The 19489-nt window shown below is 67.0% G+C and carries 18 protein-coding genes; 2 read left to right on the top strand and 16 right to left on the bottom strand.

Annotation, left to right across the window (positions count from 1 at the left end; all coding sequences use genetic code 11):
• Positions 1–5: 5 nt before the first annotated feature.
• A complete protein-coding gene (atzF, locus tag AAG816_RS00240) occupies positions 6–1799 on the top strand; it encodes an allophanate hydrolase (protein ID WP_341987264.1) in 1794 nt (597 codons plus the stop codon).
• Between the two features lie 45 nt (positions 1800–1844).
• Here the strand turns inward: atzF and AAG816_RS00235 are convergent, their stop codons facing one another.
• From AAG816_RS00235 to AAG816_RS00170, 14 genes are all read right to left on the bottom strand, one after another.
• Positions 1845–2480 (bottom strand): GntR family transcriptional regulator, encoded by a 636-nt coding sequence (locus AAG816_RS00235; protein ID WP_341987262.1) that lies wholly within the window; start codon positions 2478–2480, stop codon positions 1845–1847.
• Positions 2481–2674: 194 nt separating this feature from the next.
• Positions 2675–3064 (bottom strand): oxalurate catabolism protein HpxZ, encoded by a 390-nt coding sequence (hpxZ, locus tag AAG816_RS00230; RefSeq protein WP_341987260.1) that lies wholly within the window; start codon positions 3062–3064, stop codon positions 2675–2677.
• 8 nt (positions 3065–3072) lie between these two features.
• On the bottom strand, positions 3073–4503 hold the full coding sequence (locus AAG816_RS00225) for an AtzE family amidohydrolase (protein ID WP_341987258.1): 1431 nt from the start codon (positions 4501–4503) through the stop codon (positions 3073–3075).
• The gene (locus AAG816_RS00220) at positions 4500–4715 is read right to left on the bottom strand and encodes an AtzG-like protein (protein ID WP_341987256.1); all 216 of its coding nucleotides are present in this window, start codon (positions 4713–4715) and stop codon (positions 4500–4502) included. Before AAG816_RS00220 ends, AAG816_RS00225 begins: the two co-directional genes overlap by 4 nt.
• Before the next feature lie 8 nt (positions 4716–4723).
• Positions 4724–6502, bottom strand: a complete 1779-nt coding sequence (locus tag AAG816_RS00215) for an ABC transporter ATP-binding protein (RefSeq protein ID WP_341987254.1) — start codon at positions 6500–6502, stop codon at positions 4724–4726.
• A gap of 11 nt (positions 6503–6513) precedes the next feature.
• Positions 6514–7407, bottom strand: coding sequence for an ABC transporter permease (locus AAG816_RS00210; protein ID WP_341987252.1), 894 nt, complete (start codon positions 7405–7407; stop codon positions 6514–6516).
• Complete coding sequence (locus tag AAG816_RS00205) at positions 7404–8417, bottom strand: ABC transporter permease (protein WP_341987250.1); 1014 nt, start codon at positions 8415–8417, stop codon at positions 7404–7406. Before AAG816_RS00205 ends, AAG816_RS00210 begins: the two co-directional genes overlap by 4 nt.
• A gap of 184 nt (positions 8418–8601) precedes the next feature.
• Positions 8602–10224, bottom strand: a complete 1623-nt coding sequence (locus AAG816_RS00200) for an ABC transporter substrate-binding protein (RefSeq protein WP_341987248.1) — start codon at positions 10222–10224, stop codon at positions 8602–8604.
• Between the two features lie 339 nt (positions 10225–10563).
• Positions 10564–11409, bottom strand: a complete 846-nt coding sequence (pssA, locus tag AAG816_RS00195) for a CDP-diacylglycerol--serine O-phosphatidyltransferase (protein WP_341987247.1) — start codon at positions 11407–11409, stop codon at positions 10564–10566.
• 7 nt (positions 11410–11416) lie between these two features.
• A complete protein-coding gene (locus AAG816_RS00190) occupies positions 11417–12118 on the bottom strand; it encodes a phosphatidylserine decarboxylase (RefSeq protein ID WP_341987245.1) in 702 nt (233 codons plus the stop codon).
• A 152-nt stretch (positions 12119–12270) separates the two neighbouring features.
• Positions 12271–13989: a hypothetical protein gene (locus tag AAG816_RS00185; protein WP_341987243.1), complete on the bottom strand. Its 1719-nt coding sequence runs from the start codon at positions 13987–13989 to the stop codon at positions 12271–12273.
• Positions 13990–14144: 155 nt separating this feature from the next.
• Positions 14145–16124 (bottom strand): ABC transporter ATP-binding protein/permease, encoded by a 1980-nt coding sequence (locus AAG816_RS00180; RefSeq protein WP_341987241.1) that lies wholly within the window; start codon positions 16122–16124, stop codon positions 14145–14147.
• An 11-nt stretch (positions 16125–16135) separates the two neighbouring features.
• Complete coding sequence (locus tag AAG816_RS00175; protein ID WP_341987240.1) at positions 16136–16537, bottom strand: metalloregulator ArsR/SmtB family transcription factor; 402 nt, start codon at positions 16535–16537, stop codon at positions 16136–16138.
• The gene (locus AAG816_RS00170) at positions 16534–16668 is read right to left on the bottom strand and encodes a hypothetical protein (protein WP_341987238.1); all 135 of its coding nucleotides are present in this window, start codon (positions 16666–16668) and stop codon (positions 16534–16536) included. The genes AAG816_RS00175 and AAG816_RS00170 overlap by 4 nt, the downstream gene beginning before the upstream one ends.
• Before the next feature lie 72 nt (positions 16669–16740).
• Here AAG816_RS00170 and AAG816_RS00165 point away from each other — a divergent pair, with 72 nt between their 5' ends.
• Positions 16741–17352, top strand: a complete 612-nt coding sequence (locus AAG816_RS00165; protein ID WP_341987236.1) for a TIGR00730 family Rossman fold protein — start codon at positions 16741–16743, stop codon at positions 17350–17352.
• Positions 17353–17434: 82 nt separating this feature from the next.
• On the opposite strand, the gene kdgD is transcribed toward AAG816_RS00165, so the two are convergent.
• Both kdgD and AAG816_RS00155 read right to left on the bottom strand, forming a co-directional pair.
• A complete protein-coding gene (gene kdgD, locus AAG816_RS00160) occupies positions 17435–18382 on the bottom strand; it encodes a 5-dehydro-4-deoxyglucarate dehydratase (protein ID WP_341987234.1) in 948 nt (315 codons plus the stop codon).
• Positions 18383–18510: 128 nt separating this feature from the next.
• Positions 18511–19404, bottom strand: coding sequence for a LysR family transcriptional regulator (locus AAG816_RS00155; protein ID WP_341987232.1), 894 nt, complete (start codon positions 19402–19404; stop codon positions 18511–18513).
• Between the last annotated feature and the right edge of the window lie 85 nt (positions 19405–19489).

The raw sequence follows: 19489 nt of genomic DNA, 5'->3' as shown, positions 1-19489 counted from the left end.
CCTTCATGGACACGATCGCCTCTCTTCTCGCAGCCCATCGCCGCGGCACCCGCAGCCCGAGCGAGACCGTGCGCGCCACCTACCGGCGCATCGCGGACCATGGCGACCCGGCGATCTTCATCACCTTGCGCCCCGAGGCCGATGTGCTGGCGGAGGCCGCCGCCCTTGAGAGCCAAGGCGCGGCGCACCTGCCGCTCTACGGCATCCCGGTGGCGGTGAAGGACAATATTGACCTGGCGGGCACGCCCACCACCGCCGCCTGCCCCGCCTTCGCCTATGAGCCGGCAGCGGACGCCGTCGCGGTCGCACGGCTGAAGGCGGCCGGTGCGCTGATCGTCGGCAAGACCAATCTGGACCAGTTCGCCACCGGCCTCGTAGGGGTGCGTTCGCCTTATGGCATCCCGCGCAACGCCTTCAAGCCCGACCTGGTGCCCGGCGGCTCGTCATCCGGCTCGGCAACCGCGGTCGCGGCGGGGATCGTTCCAGTGGCGCTGGGCACCGATACCGCTGGGTCGGGCCGGGTGCCGGCCATGTTGCAGAACATCGTGGGCCTCAAGCCCAGCCTCGGCCTGGTGCCGAACACCGGCCTCGTGCCCGCCTGCCGCAGCCTGGACTGCATCTCCGTGTTCGCCCTTACCGTCGATGACGCCATGGCGGTGCTAAGCGTGATCGCCGGCTTCGAGCCATCGGATGCCTATTCACGGCCCCTCCCCCTGGCGCCGCTGGCACCCATGCCTCCGGCCCCGGTGCTGGGCATCCTGCCGCCCGCGCAACGGGAGTTCTTCGGTGACGCCGATGCGGCGGAGGCCTATGAGGGCGCCCTCACCCGGCTGCGCAACCTGGGCGCCCGTCTGGTGGAGATCGATTTCGCCCCCTTCGCGGAAACCGCCCGCCTGCTCTATGAAGGCCCGTGGGTGGCCGAGCGCTGGATCGTGGCGGAAGACCTGCTGACGCGCGACCCCGACGCGGTCCATCCGGTGACCCGCACCATCACCGAAGCCGGGGCGACGCCCACGGCGGCGGATGCCTTCCGCGCCTTGTATCGGCTTCAGGCGCTGCGCGCCGCCGTCAAGCCCGTCCTGGCGGAGCTCGATGCCATCGTCGTGCCGACCGCGCCCACCGCCTATACGCTGGAGGCGGTGCTGGCGGACCCCATCCGGCTCAATTCCCGCCTCGGCACCTACACCAATTTCGTCAATCTGCTGGATCTGTGCGGCACCGCCGTGCCGGCGGCGATTGCCGCTACCGGCATCCCCTATGGCATCACCTTCCTCGCTCCCGCGGGAGCTGACGCCGCCGTGGCGGCCATCGCCCGCGCCTTCGCGGCGGACGCAGCCCTGCCGCTGGCGGCCAGCGGCGAAACCGTCGCCTTTCCGCCGCTCGCGACGGCGCCCGATCCCGATCGCCTGGATGTCTGCGTGTTCGGCGCCCATCTGTCGGGCCTGCCCCTCAACGGAGAGTTGCAGGCCTTTGGCGGCCGTTTTTCCGCCAACGTCACCACAGCCGCCCATTACCGGCTCTCGCTGCTGGCGGGCGAGACGCCGCGACCCGGCCTCGTGCGGGTCCGGCGCGACGGTGCGGCCATTGCCGGCGAGGTCTGGTCGCTGCCGTTGGATGGGGTCGGCCGCCTACTCGCCACCATTCCCGCGCCGCTGGGCCTCGGCTCGGTGGAACTGGCGGACGGCACACGGGTGGCGGGCTTTCTCGCCGAGGCGGGAGAGGTCGCCGATTGCCCGGACATCACCCGCTTCGGCGGCTTTCGGGCCTATCTGGAGAGCCTCAGCGCACCAGTCGCCTGATCACGGGGGGCGCCCGGTGCGGCGCCCTCCCCCCAGAGCGATGGCTCACACGCTCTCGGCGTAGCGCTCATAGGCGACCTCGACGGTGAGGATGTGGCTGCGCATGGTCGCGGCCGCCTCCCCCTTGTCGCCGCGCAGGATCGCCCGCACCACCGCATCATGCTCCGCATAGGACAGCGCCAGGCGCCCCAAGGTGCGGAACTGGGCGCGGCGGAACGGCTGCAAGCGCGCCCGCGTGGCCAGCGTGATCTCCGCCAGATAGGAATTGTGCGCACCGCCATACAGGAAGGTATGGAACCGCTCGTTGAGGAAGGTGTAGTGGGCCTCATCGCCCCGCCGCGTCAGGTCCGCCAGTTCGGCGTGGATGGCTTCCAACTGGCCGCGCTCGGCCTTGGTCATGTGGACGGCGCACAGGCCGGCGCACAGCGCCTCCAGTTCCGCCATCACGTCGAACATGCCCCGCAGCCGGTCCAGGGAGGGCTTGGCCACCAAGGCACTGCGGTGCGGGCGGGTTTCCACCAGGCCGGAGGCGGCCAGATCCCGGATCACCTCCCGCACCGGCGTGCGCGAGACCCCATAGCGCTTGGCCACCTCCATCTCCTCCAGCGCCGTGCCCGGCGCCAGGCGGCCACGCACGATGTCGTCGGCGATCTGGAGCCGTAGCTCCTCGGTGCGGGTCACGGCCCGGCTGGGGCCGCGGCGCCGGCGGAGGCGGGAAGACGGGGCGACCGTAACGGTCTCTGAACCTGGGATGGACATGGGACTTACAGAATTACCGGGATTCTCTGCCGGGGTGAAATCAAGCCGCCCGGGCGGCACGGCACCGGGCGGATCAGCACGGACGCCTCACCGTAAAACGGCGTCTGATCGGCGCGTCAGGCGATGGGATCGGGAATGACGCTCACATGGGCGGCGACCACCTTCCAGCCATTGGCGAACCGCACCCAGCTCTGCTGCTGCCGTCCGCTGCGGCCCGGCGCGCCCTCGCGGGTGAACACCGTGGAAGCGGTGGCGAAATCCCGCCCGAAGGTGGTGATCACCGTCCGGCCCAGGGTGCGCGCCAGCCCCTGGGCCGGCCGCGCCGACCGGAAAGCCCGGATCTCCGCAATGCCGTAGAGGTTTTCGCCGCCGCCATAGCGGATGGTTCTGGCGTCGTCCCAGAACAGATCGTCCAGGGTGTCCACGTCATTGGAGACCAGCGCCGCCTCATAGCGGGCGAAGGCGGCTTCCATTTCGGCCATCGCGACCGGATCGTTGATCTGCACGCTTGCTCCTACAATTGCGCCACCGGCGCGCGCACGGCGCCGCTGGCTTCCAGATGCCGCGCCACCCGCAAGGCCACATCCTCGCGCCAGGGCGGCGCGATCACCTGCACGCCGATGGGCAAGCCCTCATCCAGCCACACCGGCACCGCCGCCACCGGCAGGCCGATGAAGGAGATCGGCTGGGTATAAAGACCGAGGTTCGGCCGCACCAGCATCGTCTCCCCATCCAGCTCGAACGTGGTCTGCCCCAGGCGCGGGGCGCGGCAGGGGGTGGAGGGGGCCAGCAGCACATCCACGTCCCGGAACAGCGCCAGCATCTGCGCTTGAAAGTGACGCCGGAACCGCTGCGCGCCCGCCACCCAGGCGGCGGGAATGGCAAGGCCGGCGATCAGCCGGTCCCGCACCGCCGGGTCGAAATCCTGCGGCCGCTCGTGCAGGCGCCGGGCATGCAGGCTCGCGCCCTCGGCGGCGGTGATGATGTAGGCCGCCGCGCGGGCGCGGGCGGCATCGGGCACGTCTACGGTGCGTGTCACCCCGAGGGCTGCCGCCACATGGTCGACGGCGGCGAATGCCTCCGGCATTCCCTTGGTGCGGAAGTAGCCGCCGGCAACGGCGATGCGCAGATTGGAGATGCCCGCATCCAGCGTGCCCGCCACGGGCGCAACCGGGCGGTTCGCCTGCACGGGATCGTCGCCATCCAGGCCCAACATGGCGTCATAGGCCAGCGCCAGATCCGCCACGGTGCGGGCGAACGGCCCCAGATGATCCAGCGCCGAGACGAAGGGAAACGAGCGCGCCCGCGACAGGCGGCCATAGGTGGGCTTCAGCCCGAAGATGCCGCACAAAGACGACGGCACGCGGATGGAGCCGTTGGTGTCCGAGCCCAGGGCCAGCGGCACCAGCCCGGCGGCGATAGCCGCCCCCGAGCCGCCGGACGAGCCGCCGGTCATATGGTCCAGATGGTGCGGGTTGCGGGAGGCGCCGTCATGGACGTTCTCGCCGGTGAAATCATAGGCATATTCGCCCATGTTGAGACCGCCCACCAGCACCGCCCCGGCCGCCTCCAGTCTCTCCACCAGCGCCGCATCGCGGGGCGCGGGCGGCAATCCGCGGTTGATCTTCGACCCGGCGCGGGTGGAGAGCCCGGCAATGTCGAACAGATTCTTCACCGCGAACGGCACCCCGGCCAGCGGGCCGAGCGCTTCGCCCGCCGCGCGGCGGGCATCGAGCGCATCCGCCGCGGCGCGGGCGCGGGCGGCGGTCACATCGGTGAAGGCATTGACCTTGGGATCAACAGTGGCGATGCGGGCGAGCGTCGCCTCGGTGACGGCGCGGGCGCTGACCCGGCCTTCGGCGACCGCTGCGGCAATGTCGGAGGCCGGGGCGGTGGCGAGCACGGCCACGTCATCGATGGGGGCGGCGAGAGGGGATGCGCTCATGCCCGGAACACCGCGGCGGGATCGCACTCGTCGCCCAGATCCAGCGACAGCACCAGATGGGCGGCATCCGCGATGCTGCGCAGATAAGACAAGGCCTCGATGCGCCAGGCGTCTTCCAGCGGCACGCCGAAGGCGGCGACGCTGCCGGACAGCAAGGCCGCCAGGGCGTCGTCGCCGGCGGGGGGGACGGGATCGGACGGGTCTTGAGCCATGAGGATCCTCACACGGGCGGATGGGGAATGGCGGCGATCAGTTCGCGGGTATAGGCGTCCTTGGGCGCCTCCAGCACCTGCTCGGACGAGCCCTCCTCCACCACCCGCCCCTGACGCATGACGATGACGCGGTCGCACAAGAGCCGCACCACATGCAGATCGTGGGAGACGAACAGATAGCTCATGCCCAGCGTCTGCTTCAGTTCCTCCAGCAAGTTCAGAACCACCGCCTGCACCGACACGTCCAGCGCCGCCGTGGGCTCGTCCAGGATCACCAGATCGGGCTTCAATGCGATGGCGCGAGCGATGCCGACGCGGGCCTTCTGGCCGCCGGAGAGCTGGTGGGGAAAGCGATCCAGCAGGTCGGCCGGCAGGCCGACCATACCCGCCAGTTCCTCCACCTTGGCCCGCAGCGCACTGCCACCGCCGAACTTGCCCATGCCGCCCATGCGCAGCAACGGGTCGGCGATGGCGCGCTCCGCCGTGTAGCGCGGGTTCAGGCTTTCGGTGGGGTCCTGAAACACCATCTGGATGCGGCGGCGGATGGGGTGGTGGGCAAATTCCCGCGCCGGAATGGCGCCGATGTCGGTGCCGTCGAAGGTGATGCGCCCGGCAGTGGCATCGATCAGCCGCATGACGATGGTGGAAGTGGTGGATTTGCCACAGCCGCTCTCGCCCACCAGGCCGACGCTCTCGCCCTTCTTCACCTCGAAGGAGATGCCATCTACCGCGCGGAAGATGCTGTCCTCCGCCGGTGCCTTCTTGCCGAACAGGCCTGCCAGCATGGCGGTGGGCGCGCCCTGGCGGGGATATTCCTTCAGCAGATTCTCCACCTTGAGCAGCGGCTCACCGGCGGCAGCTTCCGCTGCCTGGGTGGCGATGGCGGCGGCGGAGCGCTCGGGGAGCTTGGCGGCTTCCTCCTCGGGCAGGAGATCGCGCAAGGTGATGCCGGGGCGGGGCGTCGCGCGCATCAATTTGCGGGTGTAGGGGTGCTGGGGATTGCGGAAGATCTGCTCCGCGGGGGCCGTCTCCACCACCTTGCCCTTCTGCATCACCATCACCGTGTCGCAATAGGTGGCGGCAAGCCCCAGATCATGGGTGATGAGCAAGGTGGACATGCCCCGCGCGCGGGTGAGTTCCGTCACCAGATCCATCACCGCCTTCTGGGTGGTGACGTCGAGACCGGTGGTGGGCTCGTCGGCGATTAGCAATTGCGGCCGGCAGGCCAAGGCCAGAGCGATGACGATGCGCTGGCACATGCCGCCCGACAGTTCGAACGGATAGGCGTGATAGCGTTCCTCCGGCCGGGCGATGCGCACCTGGTTGAGGATGTCGATCACCTTCTCCTTCACATTGCCCGGCTGGGCCTGGACGTGCTGGAGCAGGACGTCGCCGATCTGGTGGCCGACCTTGCGGATCGGGTTCAGGGCGGCGCGCGGGTTCTGGAAGATCATCGACATTTCGCGCCCGCGCAGGTCGCGCATTTCGCGCTCGGGGGCATGGGCCACGTCGATGCCCGAGAAGGAGATGGAGCCCTCCGCAATGCGCCCGGCGCGGTCGAGGATGCGCATCACCGTATAGGAGGTGACCGACTTGCCCGAGCCGCTCTCGCCGACGATGCCGAGGGTCTCGCCCTTGGCCACGGTGAGGTTGACCTTCTCCACCGCCGTCACCACACCGCGCCGGGTGGCGAATTCCACCGTAAGGTCGCGCACCTGCAACAGCGGGCCGTGCGCTTCCTCCGTGGGAGCGAGAGACGTGATCTCCGGATCAATGACGCCGTGCATGGGTGTCGTCCTCACGTGCGGCGCTGGGGATCGACGATGTCGCGCAGACCGTCACCCAGCAGGTTGAAGCAGAACACGGCGAACATCAGGGCCAGGCCCGGAAACAAGGCGATCCACCACTCGCCGGAGACGATGAAGGTCGCCCCTTCCGCCACCATGATCCCCCATTCGGAGGTGGGCGGGCGCACGCCGAGGCCGATGAAGGACAGGCCGGCGGCATTGAGGATGGCATAGCCCATGGTCAGCGACATCTGCACCATCATGATCGGCAGGATGTTGGGCAGGATCTGGGTGAGCAGGATGCGCCATTCGCTGTTGCCGGTGAGCCGGGCCGCCTGCACGAACCCCGCCTGCCGGCGGATGGCGGCTTCGGAGCGGGCGACGCGGGCATAGAGCGGGAAGTTGATGATGGCGGTGGCAATGACGATGTTGGTCACCGTATTGCCCAGCGCCGCCACGATGCCCATGGCCAGCACGAACAAGGGGAAGGCCATGATGGTATCGCAGATGCGCCCGACGATGCGGTCGGTCCAGCCGCCGAAGAAGCCCGCCGCGATGCCGGCGATGCCACCGGCGGCGAACACCAAAGCCACCGAGAATATGGCGATGGCCATGTCCAGGCGGGTGGCCACCACCACGCGGGAGAAGATGTCCCGGCCCAATTGATCGGTGCCGAACCAATGGGCGGCGGACGGCGGCTTCAGCGCCGCCATGGTGTCCGAGGCCAACGGGTCATAAGGCACGATGAACGGGCCGATGAGGGCCGCCAGCACCAGCACCAGCAGCATGAAGAAGGCGAGCCCGGTGACCGGATTGTCCGAGATCACATAGCGCGCGTGCTTGAGGGTGGCGGCAAGGCCGCTGGACGAATGCGAGCGGCGCTCGGGGGCGGTGGCGAGGGTCATGCTTCACTCCGCGCGCGCGGATCGATGACGCCATAAGCGAGATCAATCACCAGGTTGAGGGCAACGTAGAGAATGGCCATGGCCAGCACGAACCCCTGCACCGGCGCGAAATCGGAGGTGATGAGCGCCTCCACCGCATAGGAGCCGATGCCCGGCCAGGCGAACACCTTCTCCACCAGCACATTGGCGCCCAGCAGGAAGGAGAACACCATGCCCAGCGTGGTCACCACCGGCAGCATGGCGTTGCGGAAGGCATAGGTGAGGATCACCGTGCGGGAGGTGAGCCCGGCGGCGCGCGCCGTGCGCACGAATTCGGACGACAGCACCTGAAGCATGGAGGCGCGGGTGATGCGGGCGATGGGCGCCAAGGCGAAGATCGCCAGCGTCAGCGTCGGCACCACCAGCTGGGCGGCGGCGGCGCGGAAGGTTTCCAGATCTCCGGCGATCAGGCTGTCGATCAGATAGAAGCCGGTGACCGTATCGGGCGCGGTGAAGAACACATCGAGCCGCCCCAGCGGGGCCGGTGCCCAGCCCAGCTTGAAGTAGAACACATAGACCAGCAGCAGGCCGGTGAAGAACACCGGCAGCGACACCCCCGCCGTGGTAATCAGCCGGCAGGCATGGTCGATCCACGAACCCTGCTTCACCGCTGCCGCGATACCGAACGGCACCGCGATCAGCAAGGCGACGATCAGGCCAGACAAGGTCAGTTCGGCGGAGGCCGGCAGCCGGGTGGCGATCTCATGGGCCACCGACTGGCCGGTGGAGAGCGAACTGCCCAGATCGCCCTTGGCCAGGGCGGAGACATAATCCACGAACTGTACCGGCAGCGGTTTGTCGAGGCCGAGCTTGGTCTTGATCTCGGCAATGGCCTGCGGCGTGGCGGCCGGGCCGGCAAAATAGGCCGCCGTGTCGCCGGGCAGCACGCGCGTCAGCAGGAAGGTGACGATCACCACCCCGATGAGGCTCGGCACCGCGGTGGCGAGACGGCTCGCGATCAACTTCAGCACGGCACCCTCCTCCTGTTGTCCTCGACCTCTGGCCCTGACAGCCGTCGCGTGTGCCCGCTCCAGGGCACACGCCGATCACGCTGCGTGCAATTTCGCCCGTGGGGAGGCAGGGCCGGCGGGGAGATGCGCCCGCCGGCCCTGCCCGTCCCGCCGTTCCCCCGCAGGAACAGCAAGGTTCGTGCCGTCAGCCCTTGGCGAGGGCGCGGTAGTCCAGCCGGCGGTGGAACCAGTATTCGTAGCCGGTGACGTTCTTCTGCATGGCCACGTTCACATAAGGCTGGAACAGCGGCACCCGGGGCACATCCGCAAACGCCAGATCCACCATGCCGCGCACGTCGGTGTCATAGGCAGCCCTGTCGCCGCTGGCGGCGGCGGTGCGGGCGCCGTCGATGAACGTATCCATGGCGGCGGACTGATAGCTCGGGGTGTTGAAGACCGAATTGGAGCCGTGGTAGCACCAGAAAAAGAAGTATTCCGGATAGTCGAGCCAGCCCGAGAACACGTTGGTGAACAGCGGCAGCTCTTTCTTGTTCAGCTCCGTGCGCCAGTTGGCACCGGGGATCTTGTTGATGGTGGTCTTGATGCCGATCTGGGCCAGGCTCTCCTGAAGGAGAATGCACAGCGGCTCGTTGATGCCGGCAAAGCCCAGATCGAACGAGATGGTGGTCTCGAAGCCATTGGGATGACCGGCCTCGGCCAGCAGCGCCTTGGCCTTGGCGATGTCTGTGTCATATTTGGTGGCCTGCGGCCACGCCACCTGGGTCTTGGCATCGGCGGGGGCGCCGAACATGGGCTTGGCGAGGCCGAACAGCACCGCATCCATGATCTTCTGATAGGGAATGGCGTAGGCGATGGCCTGGCGCACCTTCGGATTATCGAACGGCGGCTTCTTCACATTCATGCCGATGTACTGGACGCCGTTGGAATAGGGCGTGGAGATGATGGTGAGCTTGCCATTCTCCTTCAGCTCGACGAAATCCTTGTTGGGCAAGTCGTAGGAGATGTCCGCATCGCCCCGCTCCAGCAGCGCCCGGCGGTTGCCGGCGGAGGGCACCATGCGCCAGATCACCCGCTTCACCTTGGGCAGCGGGCCGCCCTTCCAATTGTCGAAGCGCTCGAACACCACCTCGGTGCCCGGGGTCCATTTGGTCACCTTGTAGGCGCCGGAGCCCACGGTGTTCTGCTTGGTGTATTCGAGGCCCCAGGGGTCCTGGGCGGTGGCATTCTTCTTCACCAGTTCGGAATTGATCACGCAGGGCACGATCACCGCCAGATCGGGGATGGTGAGGCGGTCCTTGCGGATGAAGTCCACGCGGACGGTTCGGTCGTCCACCACCACGAACTGCTCCGGCTTCTCAAGCGATCCCGCCTTCATCTGGAAGGTGGGAAAGCCGCCCACGGAGACCGCCCGGTCCAGCGACCATTTCACGTCCTTGGCGGTGACCGGGGTGCCGTCCTGGAAGGTGGCATCCTTCTTCAGCTTGAACGTCACCGACATGTCGCCGATGCTCATGTCCTCGGCCAGTTCGCCTTCGAACTTGTCGCGATCGTAATAAGGGGTGCCGTTCACGTCCTTCATGGGGTGAGTGATGAGGCGGTCGTAGCAGTTCCAGCTGGCCTCATAGCCCGGCACGTTGGTGCCCACGCCGTGAATATCGAGATTGTTCGGCCCACTCTCGGAGACGATGAGCAAGGTCTCGTTGCGGGCCTGCGCCTGCGCCGACGAGAAAATGGCGGGCGCCGCCACGGCGGCTCCGGCCGCAGCGGCAGTGGCGGTGGTGGAGGTCAGGAACTCACGGCGATTCATGGGCAGGGTCCCGTTTCTGGCGAACTCCTGCTGAGCTATTCAAGCGCCGTGCCAATTGCATACTTGTTTTTAATTCTCTATATTTTTCATATAATTATGTGCATTTCCCTCCTCGAGAATGCCGCATTAGACCATCGTATATGCCTATATCTTAGGCGCTATCGTGTATTTGCATGCAAGTTGCGCGGGCACAGCGCTGCTGCGGCGGCATCGCCAACGTGTTCCCTGCCGCTCCGATGACCGGGAGACGATAGATCTCGCTGGAAAGATGGGTGTGCCGGCTCGAAGACCTGCCGTGCCCCGGCCGCCCAGGGGCGGCCGCGGCGCTCGGCGTCGAGATCAGGGCGCCGAGGGGGGCACCGGGTGCTGTGCCGCCGACGCGCCCGCGGCCACATGGTTCGCCAGCAGGCGGCGATAGCGCAGCGCCGAGAAGGGCAGCATGGCCAAATACAGCACGCTGCCCGCCGACAGCACCAGCCAGGGATAGCTGGCCAGCAGCCCGGCAAACACCGCAAACAGCACGAACAGGGGCAGCACCATGTCCCGCCGCACCCGCTTGCCCAAGGTCTTGCCGGACCAGGCCGGCACCTTGGAAATCATCAGCACGCCGATGGCGAGGCAGAAGACCAGCGCCAGCGGCGCGCTCAAGGCGCCGTGGGGCATGCCCAGCAGATCCAGATAGACCGGCAGCAACACGGTGATGGCCCCCGCCGGGGCTGGCACGCCGGTGAAGAAGTCCGCGGCAAAGGCCGGGCGGTCCGGATCGTCCAGCATCACATTGAAGCGGGCGAGACGCAGCGCCGCGCAGATGGCGAAGATCAGCGCCGCGATCCAGCCGATGGACCCAGCTTCGTCCAGGCCCCACAGATAGAGGATCAGGGCCGGCGCGCAGCCGAAGTTCACGAAGTCCGCCAGGCTGTCCAGTTCCGCGCCAAACTTCGAGGTTCCCTTCAGCGCCCGGGCCAGGCGCCCATCCACCCCATCCAGGATGGCGGCGAACACGATGGCCGCCAGCGCCAGTTCCAGCCGATGCTCGATGGCCATGCGCACGGCGGTGAGGCCGGAGCACAGGGCCAGCAGCGTGACCATGTTCGGCAGCAGCAGCCGCATGGGGATGCGCCCGAAGCGCGGCTGCGGCGGGGTCGGCGCGCCGTTGGGATCGAAGGGCTGGAACGGAGCGGTCATGGCGCCCTCACGAAACCCGGAACGCGATATCCCGCGCCGGCGGCGCGGCGAAATCAGCCAGCACGGTCTCGCCCGCGGTGGCCACCTGCCCAACCGAGACCAGCACACGGGTGCCGGCAGGCAGATAGACGTCCACCCGCGAACCGAAGCGGATCAGGCCGAAGCGCTCGCCGGGGCTCAATTCCTCGCCCTCATGCACGAAGCTCACGATGCGGCGCGCGATGAGGCCGGCGATCTGCACCACGCCCACCGGGCCATGGGCACCGCGGATGATGAGGCCGTTGCGCTCATTGTCCTCGCTCGCCTTGTCCAGGTCCGCATTCAGGAACAGGCCGGGCTTATAGGCGATCTTTTCGATCCGCCCGCCCATGGGCGCCCGGTTCACATGCACGTTGAATACATTCATGAAAATGGAGATGCGCAGCAGCGGCACGTCGGACAGGCCGAGTTCCCTAGGCGGCAGCGCGAGGCCGACCTGCGAAATGCGCCCGTCGGCCGGCGAGACCACCAGCCCGTCCCGCAGCGGCGTCACGCGCGGGGGATCGCGGAAGAACAGGGCGGTCCAGATGGCCAGCCCCACGGCGATCATGCCGAAGAAAGTTGACACCATGAACAGCCCGAGGGCGATCACCACCGCAATGCCGATGAAGGGATAGCCTTCCCGGTGAATCGGCACGAGGGAGTTTCGGATCGATGTTACGAGGGACACGCCTGTCTCCGAATGGGCGCCGCACGGCGGCCTGGGCTGAGGCACAGGTAGTCACCCCCTGCCCCCTCGTCAAATGACGATGCAAAATAGCCCGCACGGTGTTGCGTCGCGCGGAGCCGCCGCGGGCGGCCAGACCCCACGCCGGGCCGGCCTCACCTCACCAGGCGCGCCGGCACCAGGAATTTGGCATCGATTACCTCGATACCACACGCCTCGTGATAGGTGTGAATGCCCGTGGCCACGGCGCCGTGGAACGGCGGCACGTCGGCGGGGGTGATCTCCATCACTTTGTGCTCGCCATAGTCGTCCGCTGTCAGCACGTCGACTGCATTGAACTCTATGGCCCGGCCATAGGTGCCCGAGCAATCCTGGCTGGGACGATAGAGGACGCCGTCGCGGCGGAACAGAGGTCCCGCGCCGCGGGCGTTGCGCACGTCGTAGGACAACGGATTGCTGGGGTGCGCGCTCCACGGACCTGCCAAGTGCGTGGCCGTGAAGAGATGCAGGCTGGCGGCGCTGCTGCGGGGCACCACCAGCGTCGCGAACAGATACCAGATGCCGTCCTCATGCCACACGGTCGCATCCACGACCGAGCCGTGATGCAGCACGTGGCTCTTTTCCCAGCGCAGCGGAAACTCCAGGCACCGGTAGAGCGCCACTTCCTGGGCCTCGCTGCTTTCCGGCACCATGTAGATCTCGCCGTCATGGGCGAAGACCTGCGGATAGGACAGATGGGCGCCGGTGCTCAGGCACACCTGCGCCGGCCCGACCTCGTCGCCTTCGATCTTGGCCACCGCAATGACCGCCGGCGTGCCATCGTAGCTGTCCTGCTCGAAGAACACGTAAGCTGAACCCTGGTGCCAGATCAGGAACGGATCGGCATAGACCCGGCCGCGCGGCGAGGACACGAAGCGGAAGCCGGACAGATCCGCCGTACCATTCGGGGGATCGACCGCGAGCCGGGGCCGGTTTCCGCCGGGCGGCGTCACCCGCACCGCGATTTGCCAGTGCTCCACCTGCTGCGGTGACAGGCGAAGGCGCACTTTTCTCCAGATGGTGCGCAGCAGCCAGCCGAGCACCTCGATATTGGTGGGCGTGCGATAGATCGGGCGACGGCCCCGATAGAGGGCCGATGGCTGCGCGCCCGCCAGAACCGCCTCGAAGCCGCGCTCGTGCAGCGTCTTCAGCTTGGCGATGACGAAATGTGCGGACCCCCAGAACACCTGAATCCGGTTTCGCCGCAGGGAGATGCTAAGATCGGTGGCGAACAGGCCCTTTTCGAGCACGATCCCGCCATCCAGTTGCTCGTCGAGGATCTGCAACACCGCACCGGACAGGGGATTGCCCTCGGCCATCTCCCAGAATTGCGGCGGCGCGCCGCGATAGAATTCCGGGTCGCCGTGATGGTAGGACCAGATCCCGCAGCGGGCGGCGGTGAGGATCTCCCCCTTGAGGATGTTGAACCCGAACCGGAGCAGCACATCGAGCTTGTACGCGCGGATGGCTTCCACGTCGGCGGGGCGGAAGCGATGCACGAAGCCGAACTCGTCCGGCTTCACGGTCAAGCTCTCGATCCCCGCGAACGCCTGGCTGCAATCCACCATGCGCAGCGGATCTTGCTCTTCGTTGCGCGCGATCCAGGATTCAATCTTGGTATAAGCGGCGTAGCAGAAGCGCCGCCGCATGCTGCGGCTGCGAACCAGTTTCAGCAAGCGCTGCGGCCAGGACCGATGACGCGCAAAGTCCCGTTGTGCGCCCTCATGGCGGACAATGAGAACGATCTGGGCGAAGTTGCAGGCCTGGATATGCTCCACGACTGCCGCCGCTGCCGCTGTGGTGTAGTCCCCATCCACCAGCAAACCGATCCGCAACTTGGGTCGGTCGACCTTGGATTCAAGATACAGATTTTCTAGCACCCTGGAGGTCGCCCCATTTCCCCTGCGGCAAGCGATAGAATGGCGGCTCGAGAAGTGGTCCGCTACCCCCTTAGTCTAGATTTGTTGTTCCCCGTTTACACCCCCCCGACCTAGGCAACAATGGTTGGTTGATCCTCGCGATGAACCACCAGATGGCCTTCAGGGCGCGTCTCCGACGCATCCTCGATGGTGGATGCGCTTTCGGATGCGGCCAGCAGCTTCTGCCGCGCATCGTCCGCTTCCCGCTGGCGCTGCCACAGCGCCGCGTAAAGTCCGCCGCGAGCCAGCAGATCCCCATGACTGCCGCGCTCGGCCACAACGCCCTTCGCCAACACCAGGATCTCGTCCGCGTTGATGACGGTGGACAGGCGGTGGGCGATCACCAACGTGGTGCGCCCGCGCGACACGCTGTCCAGCGCATCCTGGATCTCCCCTTCCGTGTGGCTGTCCAAGGCCGAGGTGGCTTCGTCCAGCACGAGAATCGGCGGTGCCTTGAGAATGGTGCGGGCGATGGCCACCCGCTGCTTCTCGCCGCCGGAGAGCTTGAGGCCGCGCTCGCCCACCTCGGTCTTGTAGCCCTTGGGGGCAGATCGGATGAAGGTGTCGATCTGCGCCAGCCGGGCGGCGGCCTCCACCTGCTCATCACTGGCACCGGCGCGGCCATAGCGGATGTTGTAGGCGATGGTGTCGTTGAACAGCACGGTGTCCTGCGGCACCATGCCGATGGCCGCGCGCAGGCTGTCCTGCGTCACATCGCGAATGTCCTGCCCATCGATGGTGATGCGCCCGCCCTTCACGTCATAGAAGCGGAACAGCAGCCGGGAGATGGTGGACTTGCCCGCGCCCGACGGGCCGACGATGGCCACCGTGCGCCCGGCGGGAACCTCGAACGAGATGCCCTTGAGGATCTCCCGATCCGGATCATAGCCGAAGCGCACGTCTTCGAACCGCACCGTGCCGCCGCCCACCGCCAGCGCCACCGCGCCGGGCTTGTCCTCGATCTCCGGATCGCGCGCCAGCACCGCGAACATGGCCTCGATGTCGACGATGGCCTGCTTGATCTCGCGATAGATCATGCCGAGGAAATTGAGCGGCTGGTAGAGTTGGATCATCATGGCATTGACCATGACGAAGGCGCCGATGCTCTGGCGTCCCGCGCGCACGTCGAACGCGGCCATCACCATGGTGGCGGTGAGGCCGAGGGTGAAGATCACCGCTTGCCCGGCATTGAGCCAGGCCAGGGACGTGAAGGTGCGCACGGTCGCCTTCTCATAGCGGGCCACGCTCTTGTCGTAGCGCGCGCTTTCCCAGCGCTCGGCGCCGAAATATTTCACCGTCTCGTAGTTCAGCAGGCTGTCCACCGCCTTGGTGTTGGCCTCGGTGTCGCTCTCGTTCATGTCGCGGCGGATCTGGATCCGCCATTCGCTCGCCGCATAGGTGAACCATGTGTAGAGCGTGACCGTGACCGCCACCACCGCCACATAGCGCCAGTCGAAGGCGAACAGCAGCACCACCATCACCAGAACCATCTCGACGATGGTGGGTGCCAGTTGCAGCACCAGCATGCGCACGATGGTCTCGATGCCCTCCCGCGCCCGCTCCAGCACGCGGGTCAGCCCGCCGGTCTTGCGTTCCAGATGGAAGCGCAGCGACAAAGCGTGCATGTGCTCGAAGGTTTCCAGCGCCAGCTTGCGCACCGCATTGAGCGCCACTGCGGCAAAGATGCCGTCGCGCAACTGGGTGATGCCCGCCACCACGATGCGACTGAAGCCATAGGCCAGGGTCAGCAGCACCGGGGCCGCCAGCAGCCAGGCGAAGTCCGGCTCGTGCTGGCCATCGGGAATATGCGCCAGGGCGTCGGTGGCCCATTTGAAGATGAACGGCACGCCCATGGTGGCGAACTTGGCCAGGAACAGCAGCGCCGTGGTGGCGGCCACCCGGGCCTTGAGGTCTGCCCGGTCCGCGGGCCACAGATAGGGCCACAGTGCCGTAATGGTGCCGCCCAGCGCGCCCTTGGCGGAGGAGACCCCTTTGAACGAACGGCGCTTTGGAGACACCGCCGCCACCGGAGGTGTTGAAGAATCAGACATAAATACCCACTTCAGGAAGATGCGGCAGATTCCGGGACCGTCGCCGCAGGCGCGCATCCGCTTTCGCGGAGCCCGTCGAACAGCGCCTCGATATCTCCGCGCAAGGCCGCAAGAGCAGCCTTGTCGATGCAGTAGCACGGGCGCCCGCCCGCGGTGGTGACAGTGGTGCGGACCAGCCCCGCCTCGGCGAGGATCTTTATGTGTTGCGAGACCGTGGATTGCGCCAGGGGCAGGCCACGCACAATATCGCCGCACACACAGGTGTCCTGGCGCGCCAGGGTCTCCAGCACGGCGAGGCGCGCGGGATGGGCCAGGGCCCGCAATTGGCTGGCCAGGCGATCCCGGCCATCGAGCGTTGGGGAGGAGTCGATCTTCATCGCGCATCGTCGATAGACGATGAACGTGACATTCACAAGGCGGTCACCCACAAGGCGCTCACCGTCGCCAGCCCGGCGACCGTCGCCCGAGGCCGCAGGCCGCACGCGGCCTTGCGCGTCAGATGCCACTGCGCCGACGTCACGAAGGCGTCGCCGGTGGTCAGCATTTTTGAACGAAGCCGGTCCAATATCCTGACCGGATGGGAGTTTTGGTGAACACAGGCAACACAGCAGGAACCATGGCACGTATCGAAAGCGTCTGCGTCTATTGTGGGTCGTCCCCGGGGTTGGACCCCATTTTCGTCGCGCAGGCCCGCGCCTTCGGCGCCGAACTGGCCCGCAACGGCATCCGGCTCATCTATGGCGGCGGCGGACTGGGCCTGATGGGTGAAGTGGCCAGCGCGGCCGCCGCGGAAGGCGGAGCGGTCACCGGCATCATCCCGGAGTTTCTCGTCACCCGCGAAGGCAAATTCGGCGACGCCTCCGAAATGATCCTCACCGCCGACATGCATGAACGCAAGCGACTGATGTTCGAACGGGCCGATGCGTTCGTCGCGCTGCCGGGCGGGGTCGGCACGCTGGAAGAACTGGTGGAGCAGCTCACCTGGGCCCAGTTGGGCCAGCATCGCAAGCCGATCCTGGTGGCCAACATCGCCGGCTTCTGGGATCCGCTCCTCAGCCTGCTGGATCACATGCGTGCCAACGCCTTCATCCATGGCGCCAACCCGATCAACCTGCTGGTGGCGGACGACATGGCCGAGATCCTGCCCAAGCTGCAGGCGGCGGCGGCCAAGCTGCCGGAGCGCCTGTTGCACGGCCCCGAATCGGTCGAGGCCATTTCGCGCCTTTAGAGCGGTTGAGAGCGAAGCCGCTCGCCCGGGCGCGTCGTCAGGTGGGGGGCGCCGGATGGACCAGGCCCCACACGGCGCACGTTCACTCGGCCGCGGCGCGGGCCACGAACCCGCTGGAGCGCAGGGCAGCGACCAGGGCTGCCAGTTCGTCGGTCTCATCCGCCGCCAGATCGGTCAGCGGCGCGCGCACCGGCCCGGAATCGCGGCCGATCACCTTCATGCCCGCCTTGATGATGGAGACCGCATAGCCTTTCTTGCGATTGCGGATGGCGAGCAGCGGCAGGATGAAGGACTTCAGCCCCGCCGCCACCGCCTCGCGGTCGCGCCGACGCACGGCGGCGTAGAAGGCGGTGGAGAAGTCCGGCACGAAATTGAACACCGCCGAGGAATAGGTGGTCACCCCCATTTCCAGATAGGGCAGCGCGAACGTCTCGGCGGTGGGCAGGCCGCCCACATAAGTCAGCCGGTCGCCCAGCTTGGACTGCACCCGCACCATCAATTCGATGTCGCCCACGCCATCCTTGTAGCCCACCAGATTGGGGCAGCGATCCGCAAGGCGCGCCACGCTGTCCTCGGTGAGGATGGCATTGTCGCGATTGTAAACGATGACGCCAAGCTTGGTTGAGGCGCACACCGCCTCCACATGGGCCATGAGGCCCGCCTGCTCGGACTGCACCAGATAGGGCGGCAGCAGCAGCACGCCATCGGCTCCGGCCCGTTCGGCGGCGGCGGCCAGATCCTTGGCGATGGCGGTGCCATAGCCGGCACCGGCGATCACCGGCACCCGGCCGCGGGTTTCGTTGACGGCCACCGCGACCACTTTTTCCACTTCGGCCGGCGACAGCGAGAAGAACTCGCCGGTGCCCCCGGCGGCGAACAGGCCGGCGACGTCATAGCCGCACAGCCAGTCCATATTCTCGCGATAGCGCGCCTCGTTGAAGGAGAAGTCGGCATGGAACGGGGTGACCGGGAAGGACAGCAGGCCGGAACCGATCGCCTGGGCCATCTCACGCGGTGTCATCTTGCTCATGCGCCATCCTCCCGTACCATGCGGCGCCGTTGGTCCGGCGCGGTGCTGGTGGTGTTCTAACGCCCGATCGATGCCTGTTCAGATCAAACGCAGTATGAATTGATGCAATTTTGGCATCGAACATTTGCTTATGCCGCTTGCGGCAGGGCGCGGGCGATGTCCCGCAGGATGGGCAGCAGCGGATTGGGATTGTCGCGCCGCCAGCCGAGATAAAGCTCCACCGCGCGGGGCGCCCGCTCCGCCAGCGGACGCAGGACCACGCCGGTGGCATGGAGGTTCCGCGCCGCCTCCGGCACCAGGGCTAGGCCAAGGCCGGACCGCACCAGGGCGAGGATGGAATGCACCTGGGTCAGATGCAGCACCGGCCGGGGCAAGAAGCCGGCGCGCGAGAACAGTTCGGCCACCAGATCGTGGAAATAGCGCGCCTGATAGGGGTCATACATGATCAGGGGAACGTCGGCGAAATCGTTCAGGGCCAGGGTCTTACGTCCGGCGAGCGGATGGCCTTCCGGCACCGCCGCCAGCAATTGCTCCGACGCCACCCGGAAGAAGCCAAAGCCGGAGGCGGGAACCGGCGGACGCAGCAGCGCCGCGTCGATCTCCCCTGCCCCCAGCGCCTCGATCTGCTCGCCGCTGACCATCTCCTTCAAGGCCAAGTCCACATCGGGCAATTGCACCCGGCAGGCGGCCACCAGATCCGGCAGGAAGGAGTAAGCGGAGGCGGCGGTAAAGCCGATGCGGATGGAGCCGGCCTTGCCCGCCGCCACCCGCTTGGCCACCAGCGCCGCATTCTCCGCCAGTTTCAACAGATGGCGGGCTTCGGGCAGGAAGCTGCGGCCGGCGGGGGTGAGCGCCACCGAGCGGCTGGTGCGTTCGAACAGGCTCACATCCAGGATGCGCTCCAGAATCTGCACCTGCCGGCTCAAGGGCGGCTGGGTCATGTTCAGCCGTTCCGCCGCACGGCCGAAATGCAGTTCCTCCGCAACGGCCACAAAGCAGCGAAGCTGGTTGAGATCGAACATGCCGGTGCCCCTTGCCACCACCGATGATAGCCGGCCAGTCTTGGAACAAGCGCCCCCGTGTTTGCAAGCGCGGCCCTGGAGGCCG

The organism is Azorhizobium sp. AG788, assembly GCF_943371865.1.
In the GTDB taxonomy this organism is placed as follows: Bacteria; Pseudomonadota; Alphaproteobacteria; order Rhizobiales; family Xanthobacteraceae; genus Azorhizobium.
This window is presented reverse-complemented; position numbering and strand designations above follow the sequence as displayed.